This is a genomic window from Actinosynnema sp. NPDC023658, from assembly GCF_040639995.1.
In the GTDB taxonomy this organism is placed as follows: domain Bacteria; phylum Actinomycetota; class Actinomycetes; order Mycobacteriales; family Pseudonocardiaceae; genus Actinosynnema.
The window spans coordinates 1-6,645 of the sequence record NZ_JBFAAX010000316.1; the positions used below are offsets into that span (position 1 = coordinate 1).

General features: G+C 71.4%; 5 protein-coding genes and 1 pseudogene. 4 read left to right on the forward strand and 2 right to left on the reverse strand.

All coding sequences use genetic code 11. The annotated features are described in order from the left end of the window. Window positions 1–121: 121 nt before the first annotated feature. Window positions 122–2,188: a PQQ-dependent sugar dehydrogenase gene (locus tag AB0G02_RS25020; RefSeq protein WP_360797966.1), complete on the reverse strand. Its 2,067-nt coding sequence runs from the start codon at window positions 2,186–2,188 to the stop codon at window positions 122–124. Window positions 2,189–2,414: 226 nt separating this feature from the next. Between AB0G02_RS25020 and AB0G02_RS25025 the strand changes: the two genes are divergently transcribed. Genes AB0G02_RS25025 through AB0G02_RS25040 form a run of 4 tightly spaced genes read left to right on the forward strand, consistent with a single transcriptional unit; the run spans window position 2,415 to window position 6,365 of the window. Next, complete coding sequence (locus AB0G02_RS25025; protein ID WP_360797968.1) at window positions 2,415–3,626, forward strand: extracellular solute-binding protein; 1,212 nt, start codon at window positions 2,415–2,417, stop codon at window positions 3,624–3,626. Next, the gene (locus AB0G02_RS25030) at window positions 3,623–4,681 is read left to right on the forward strand and encodes an ABC transporter ATP-binding protein (protein WP_360797970.1); all 1,059 of its coding nucleotides are present in this window, start codon (window positions 3,623–3,625) and stop codon (window positions 4,679–4,681) included. Before AB0G02_RS25025 ends, AB0G02_RS25030 begins: the two co-directional genes overlap by 4 nt. Next, window positions 4,678–5,556 carry a sugar ABC transporter permease gene (locus AB0G02_RS25035; RefSeq protein ID WP_360797972.1) on the forward strand — a complete coding sequence of 293 codons (879 nt, stop codon included), beginning with the start codon at window positions 4,678–4,680 and terminating at the stop codon, window positions 5,554–5,556. The genes AB0G02_RS25030 and AB0G02_RS25035 overlap by 4 nt, the downstream gene beginning before the upstream one ends. Beyond that, window positions 5,553–6,365 carry an ABC transporter permease subunit gene (locus tag AB0G02_RS25040; protein WP_360797974.1) on the forward strand — a complete coding sequence of 271 codons (813 nt, stop codon included), beginning with the start codon at window positions 5,553–5,555 and terminating at the stop codon, window positions 6,363–6,365. The genes AB0G02_RS25035 and AB0G02_RS25040 overlap by 4 nt, the downstream gene beginning before the upstream one ends. A gap of 63 nt (window positions 6,366–6,428) precedes the next feature. On the opposite strand, the pseudogene AB0G02_RS25045 reads toward AB0G02_RS25040, so the two are convergent. After that, a pseudogene (locus tag AB0G02_RS25045) lies at window positions 6,429–6,645 on the reverse strand (alpha/beta hydrolase); the annotation flags it as partial.

A 6,645-nucleotide genomic window follows, 5' to 3' on the forward strand; every position in this document is an offset into this window, starting at 1 on the left:
CACCCCCCGCACACACCAACAGCGAGGCGGTTCCGGTACACCCGGCCCCCCCCCACCCCCCCACGCCCGCGCCCCGCCCCCGGGCCCCGGCACCGCCTCGCGCTCGTGCCGCGTGCCGCGGTCAGTTCAGCTGGACCCGCAGGACGCGGCTCCTGGAGTTGTTCGGCGTGCTGTCCCCGTCGTCGCTGGTGGTCAGCCACAGGCTGCCGTCCGGCGCGGGCTCGACCGTGCGCAGCCGGCCGTACGTGCCCTGGAAGTGGGTCGTCTCCGAGCCGACCGACGTGCCGCTGATCACCAGCCGGTACAGCCTGCTGCCGCGCAGCGTGGCCAGGTAGAGGGCGTTGTTGACGATGGCGATGCCGCTGGGCGAGGCGTTGGCCGTGCTCCAGGTCCGCTTCGGCGCGACGTAGCCCGAGCAGCTGCCGGACGTGCCCTCGCACGAGGGCCAGCCGTAGTTGCCGCCGCGCTGGGACAGGTTCAGCTCGTCCATGACCGTGTTGCCCAGCTCGGCCTGCCACAGCCTGCCCTGGCCGTCGAACGCCAGGCCCTGCACGTTGCGGTGGCCGTAGGTCCACACGTACCGGGCGTTGCCGCCGTTGCCGTAGAACGGGTTGTCGGTGGGCGCGGAGCCGTCGGGGTTGAGCCGCAGCACCTTGCCGCCCAGGCTGGACAGGTCCTGTGCCGTGTTGCCGTTCTGCCCGTCGCCGGTGCCCGCGTACAGCTTGCCGTCCGGCCCGAACCGCAGCCGGCCGCCGTTGTGGTAGCGGTTGCGCGGGATGCCGGTCAGCAGCACCTGCACCGAGCCGGTCACCAGCGCGTTGCCCTCGACCTTGATCCGCACGATCCGGTTGTCGTTCGCGGTCGTGTGGTAGAGGTACAGGTAGTGGTCGGTCGCGAAGTCCGGCGACACCTGGAGGCCGAGCAGGCCGCCCTCACCGTTGGTGGTGGCGACGTTCGGCACCGTGCCCAGGGTGGTCCTCGCCCCGGACGGCGACAGCTTGACCACGTCGAACGCGTCGCGCCGGGTGTAGACGCCGGAGCCGTCGGGCAGGAAGTCCAGGCCCCACGGCACGTCGCTGTCCTGCGCCAGCTCCGTCACCGCGCCGACCTGGTCGCCGCCGGACGACGTGGTGGCGCTGACCCCGGTGCTCTGGTCGGACACGTTGCCCACCGCGTCGAACGCGCGGACGGTGAACAGGTACGAGGTGTTCGGGCTGCGCCCGCCGACGGTGGCCGACGTGCCGGTGGCGTCGGCGGCCTTGGCGCCGCCCGCGAGGACCTCGTAGCGGGTCACGCCGATGTTGTCGGTGGACGGGTTCCAGGTCAGCGACACGGAGTTGGCCGTGACGCCGGTGACGCGCAGGTTCGTCGGCGGGGTGGGCCTCTCCGAGTCGGACTGCGCGGGCGGCGTGCGCACCTCGACGTTGTTGCTGGCCTGGGAGATGTTGCCGGCGGCGTCCTTGGCGTTGACGTAGAAGGTGAAGGCGCCGTTGGGGTTCAGGCCGGTGATCGTGGTGGACGTGCCGGTGACGGCCTTGAGGAACTGGCCGGACCGGTAGACCTCGTAGGACGTCACGCCGACGTCGTCGGTCGCCCGGTCCCAGGCGAGGTCGACCGACGTGGGCGTCACGTTGGCCGAGCGCAGGCCGGTCGGCGCGGACGGCGGCGTGGTGTCCGCCTGACCGGCCTCGCCGAACACCTGGAACTCCTGCAACGAGTAGCCGTTGGCGGTCGACGTGCGGCAGCGCGTGGTGCCGTACACGCGGACGTACCGCCCCCGTGCGCTCACCGCGAGGTCTTCGACGCCGCCCTGGCCGTTGGCGGTGCTGTACGCGCTCGTCCACGTCGTGCCGTCGGTGGACGCCTCGACGCGGTAGGCGCGGGCGCAGGAGAGGTCCCACTGGAGCCGGACCCTGCTGATGGTCGCGGTGGCGCCGAGGTCGACCTGGAGCCAGGACGGGTCCACACCGCCCTGGCTGGCCCAGCGGGTGGACGAGTTGCCGTCCACGGCCAGGGCCGCCGCGTAGCTCGCGCCCCCCGAGGAGGAGGCGACCGCCGGTTTGCCCTGCGAGAGCAGGACGGGTGCCGCGCTCGCGGGCGCGGCGGACACCAGGGCGCTCGCCACCACCGCGAGCGACGTGGCGAGGGTGCCGAGCGAGGTCGACAACCGCCGGGTACGGGGTGCCACAGGAGCCTCCACAGTCGTTGACAACTCCCCCGGGTGGCCCGGGGGACGGTGACGGCGGCGGGAGCGGCGGCGGGTGCGGACGTCGGGCGGGCGGGTTGTGAGCGGCTTTGCGCAAGTGTTTGACCGTCGGGCCGGTCGCGTGTAGTCATCCTTCTGTCACCGGAAACGGTAAGGGCTTTCCCAGCGAGCGTCCAGTCGTGTCACCGGTTCGGAGAAAAGGGGGCGAATGCGCCTGACGACGCGGTTCCGCCTGTCCGCAGTGATCCTCCCCGCGGTGCTGGTGGTGGCCGCCTGCGGCGCACCGACCGGCCCCGCCGCGCAGACGTTCGGCTCCGTGCCGGACAGACCGTCCGCCCCGGTCGAGCTGAACGTCCTGGACGTCGCGGGGAACCTCCAGCTGACCCAGGGCATGATCGACGAGTTCGTCGCGGCGAACCCGGACGTCATCGGCAAGGTGAACTACTCCAAGGCGACCGCGCCGGACATGCCGGGCAAGCTCAAGGCCGAGCAGAACGCGGGCCGGTCGCAGACCCACCTGGTGCTCACCGGCACGGACGGCCTGGCCGCGGTGATCGACCAGGGGCTCGCGCTGCGGCTGCTGCCCGACCAGGAGGCCAGGTTCCCCGGCCTGCGGGACGCCTACCTGCCCTCCGCCGCCGCGATGCAGGAGTTGGCGCAGGGACAGGGGATCACGGTCACCTACTACCCCGCCGGCCCGTTGCTGGAGTACGACCCGGGCAAGGTCGCGACACCGCCGCGCACCACCGACGAGCTGCTGGCGTGGGCGAAGGCGAACCCCGGCAAGTTCCAGTACGCCGTGCCCGCGAACTCCGGTCCCGGTCGGACGTTCCTGATGGGACTGCCCTACATCCTGGGTGACCAGGACCCGAAGGACCCGGAGAACGGGTGGGCGAAGACCTGGGCCTTCCTCGCGGAACTGGGCCAGTACGTCGACTACTACCCGTCCGGCACCACCGAGACCATGAAGAACCTGGCCGACGGCACCTCGACCGTCGTGGCCACCACGACCGGGTGGGACATCAACCCGCGCGTGCTGGGCACCGTGCCGGCCGGGATGAGGATCGCGACGCTGGAGGGCTTCCACTGGGTGACCGACGCGCACTACGCGGTCGTGCCCAAGGGCGTGTCGCAGGACGTCATGGCGGCGGACCTGGCGCTGATCAAGTGGATGCTCGACCCGAAGCAGCAGGCGAAGGCCTACGACAAGGGCTACTTCTACCCCGGTCCGGCGGTCGAGGGCGTCACGCTCGACATGGCGCCGCAGGAGTCGCGGGACGCGATCAGGCAGTACGGGCGGCCCGAGTACGACGACCTGATCGCCGGCACGCCGCAGGAGACGTCGCTGCCGGCCACCGCGCAGGTGAAGGCGTTCCGGAAGTGGGAACGCGAGATCGGCAGCGGGAAGACCCGGAAATGAGTGACCGGTTCACCGAGCTGCACATCGACGGCGTGCGGCGCGTCTTCGGCGAGCACGTCGCGCTGGAGGGCCTGGACCTCACCATCAAGGGCGGCGAGTTCGTGGCGCTGCTCGGCCCGTCCGGCTGCGGCAAGTCGACCGCGCTGAACTGCCTGGCCGGGCTGCTGCCGCTCAGCGGCGGTCGGATCGTGCTGGACGGCGAGCGCATCGACCGGCTGCCGCCGGAGAAGCGCGGCTTCGGCATGGTGTTCCAGAACTACGCGCTGTTCCCGCACATGAGCGTGCGGCGCAACATCGCGTTCGGACTGGCCATGCGGAAGGTCGCCAAGGCCGAGCAGGCGCGGCGGGTGGGCGAGGCGCTGCGGATGGTGCGGTTGACCGAGCACGCGGACAAGTTCCCGGCGCAGCTGTCGGGCGGGCAGCAGCAGCGGGTCGCGATCGCGCGGGCGATCGTGCTGGAGCCGCCGCTGGTGCTGATGGACGAACCGCTGTCCAACCTGGACGCCTCGCTACGCCTGGAGATGCGCACGGAGATCCGGCGGCTGCACCAGTCGCTCGGGCTGACCACCGTGTACGTCACGCACGACCAGGAGGAGGCGCTGGCGCTGGCCGACCGGCTCGTGGTGCTGCGCGACGGCGCGGTGCAGCAGGTCGGTTCACCCGAGGAGGTGTACGCGCAGCCGCGCAACCAGTACGTGGCCGGGTTCATGGGCTACCGCAACGTGCTGCCGGTGTCGGTGACGTCGGTGTCCGGCGACCACGCGACGGTGTCGCTGGGCGGTGTCCCGCTGACCGGCGTGAACCGCGACGGCGTGTCGTCCGGTGACGCGGTGGTGGCGATCCGGCCGGAGGACTTCAGCGTGGCCATCCGGCCGGCGGACAACGTGCTCGCCGCGGAGGTGGAGGTCGTGGAGTACCACGGGCGCGAGCAGGCGGTGGAGGCCCGGTTGCCCGACGGGCAGCCGCTGCACCTGCGCACCACCAGCAGGCTCGCGCCGGGCGACGCCGTGCTGCTGCGCGTGCCGGTCGAGCGGGTCCTGGTGTTCGGCTCATGAGCACCGCCGCCCTGCGGCACCGGCTCGCCGAGCGCGGCGTGGACCGGGTGCTGCTGCTCCTCGTGCCGGGCGCGGTGTTCGTGGCGCTGCTGTTCCTCTACCCCTTCCTGTACGGCTTGCAGCTGTCGTTCCAGCCCGAGCAGGGCGGGCCGTTCGCCAACTGCCGGCGGTTCTTCGAGGACGCCTACCTGCGGGACACGATCTGGATCACGCTGCGGCTCGGGCTGCCGGCCGCGTTGTTCAACGTGCTGGCGTCCATCCCGATCGCCTACCGGATGCGCGGGCGGTTCCGGGGCAAGCGGCTCATCACGACGGTGCTGGTCGTGCCGATCACGCTGGGCACGGTGCTCACCGCGCAGGGCCTGATCCAGTACCTGGGCCCGGTGGGGTGGTTCAACAAGGTGCTGACCGGCCTCGGGCTGCTGGACGAGCCCGTGCGGCTGGTGCACAACTACTGGGGCGTGCTGTTCTCGTTGATCATCACCGGGTTCCCGTTCGCGTTCCTGCTGACGCTGTCGTACCTGTCGGGCATCGACCCGTCGCTGGAACGGGCGGCGGCGGTGCTCGGCGCGTCGCCCCGGCAGCGATTCCGGCACATCGTCATGCCGCTGCTGGCGCCGGGGCTGGCGGTGACCTTCTGCCTGTCGTTCGTGCTGGCCTTCTCGGTGTTCCCGTCCGCGATCATGGTCGGTGCGCCGCAGGGCGAGACGCACGTCATCTCCATCGCCGCTTACGACACCGCGTTCCGCGACTTCGACTACTCGATGGGGTCGGCCGTGGCGATGATCATGGCGGTGGTGATGCTGGTGGTCATCGGCCTGGTGCTGCTGTGGCGGACCTCGCTGTACCGGGGCGCGACCGGGGGCAAGGGATGAGGCCCGCCGCGTGGGTGACGTGGGGCGCGCTGGCGTTCTTCCTGGTGAACCTCCTCGGTGTGGTCGGCGCGGTGCTGGTGGACTCGTTCAGCGTGCGGTGGTTCGGCACCTGGTGGCCGGCCGGGCTGACCACCTCCTGGTACTCGCAGGCGTGGCGCGAGTTCGACCTGTTCGACGTGCTCGTGGTGACGTTCCAGGTGTCGGTGGCGGTCGTCGTGGTCTCGGTGCTGATCGGCGTGCCGACGGCGTACGCGTTGGCGCGGCGGGAGTTCCCCGGCAAGAAGCTGCTGAGCCTGCTGTTCCTGCTGCCGATCCTGATGCCGCCGATGACCTACGGCATCCCGCTCGCCACCGTGCTCTACAAGTTCCACCTGGCCGGGAGCACGGCCGGCGTCATCGTGGCGAACCTCGTGCCGTCGGTGCCGTTCGTGGTGCTGACCATGACGCCGTTCATCGAGCAGATCGACACCAGGCTGGAAGCGGCGGCGCGGATGTGCGGCGCGCGCACGTCGGCCGTGTTCCTCAGGATCCTGGCGCCGCTGCTGGTGCCGGGCATCCTGGCCGCGTCGATCCTGGTGCTGGTGCGGACGGTGGGGATGTTCGAGCTGACGTTCCTGACCGCCGGTCCGGACAGCCAGACGCTGGTGGTGTCGTTGTTCTACTCGGTGTCGGCGGCGGGCATCCGGGCGCAGCAGACGGTGGACGCGATGGCGGTCATCTACACCGGGTCCATGCTCGTCCTGCTGGTGGCCGCCCTGCGGTTCGTCAACCCGACGCAGCTCGTGACCAGGCTGAAGGACCCGGCCTAGGGTCCTGCGCCGCGAGTCCGCCGGACGGTTCGGCGGTCACGGCGCAGGACACCGGTCGGCGGCTCACGGCAGCAGCAGGCCCCAGTGCACGGCCCAGGGCACGAACAGCACGCCGCCCGCGACCAGCAGGCCCAGGCGCACCCGGTGCGCCGGGGCGAGTTCCGACCTGGACCGCCACGCCACGACGACCGTGGTGGCGGTGGCGGCCAGGACGGCCAGCGCGAGGCACTGGAGCACCAGCCACGGGACCGTGCGGCCCAGCACCACCGGTCCCAGGCTC

What these genes read in the sequence shown, in the direction of transcription:
- AB0G02_RS25025 (WP_360797968.1), top strand. Translation starts at nt 2,415, where the DNA reads ATGCGCCTGACGACGCGGTTCCGCCTGTCCGCAGTGATCCTCCCCGCG.
- AB0G02_RS25030 (WP_360797970.1), top strand. Translation starts at nt 3,623, where the DNA reads ATGAGTGACCGGTTCACCGAGCTGCACATCGACGGCGTGCGGCGCGTC.
- AB0G02_RS25035 (WP_360797972.1), top strand. Translation starts at nt 4,678, where the DNA reads ATGAGCACCGCCGCCCTGCGGCACCGGCTCGCCGAGCGCGGCGTGGAC.
- AB0G02_RS25040 (WP_360797974.1), top strand. Translation starts at nt 5,553, where the DNA reads ATGAGGCCCGCCGCGTGGGTGACGTGGGGCGCGCTGGCGTTCTTCCTG.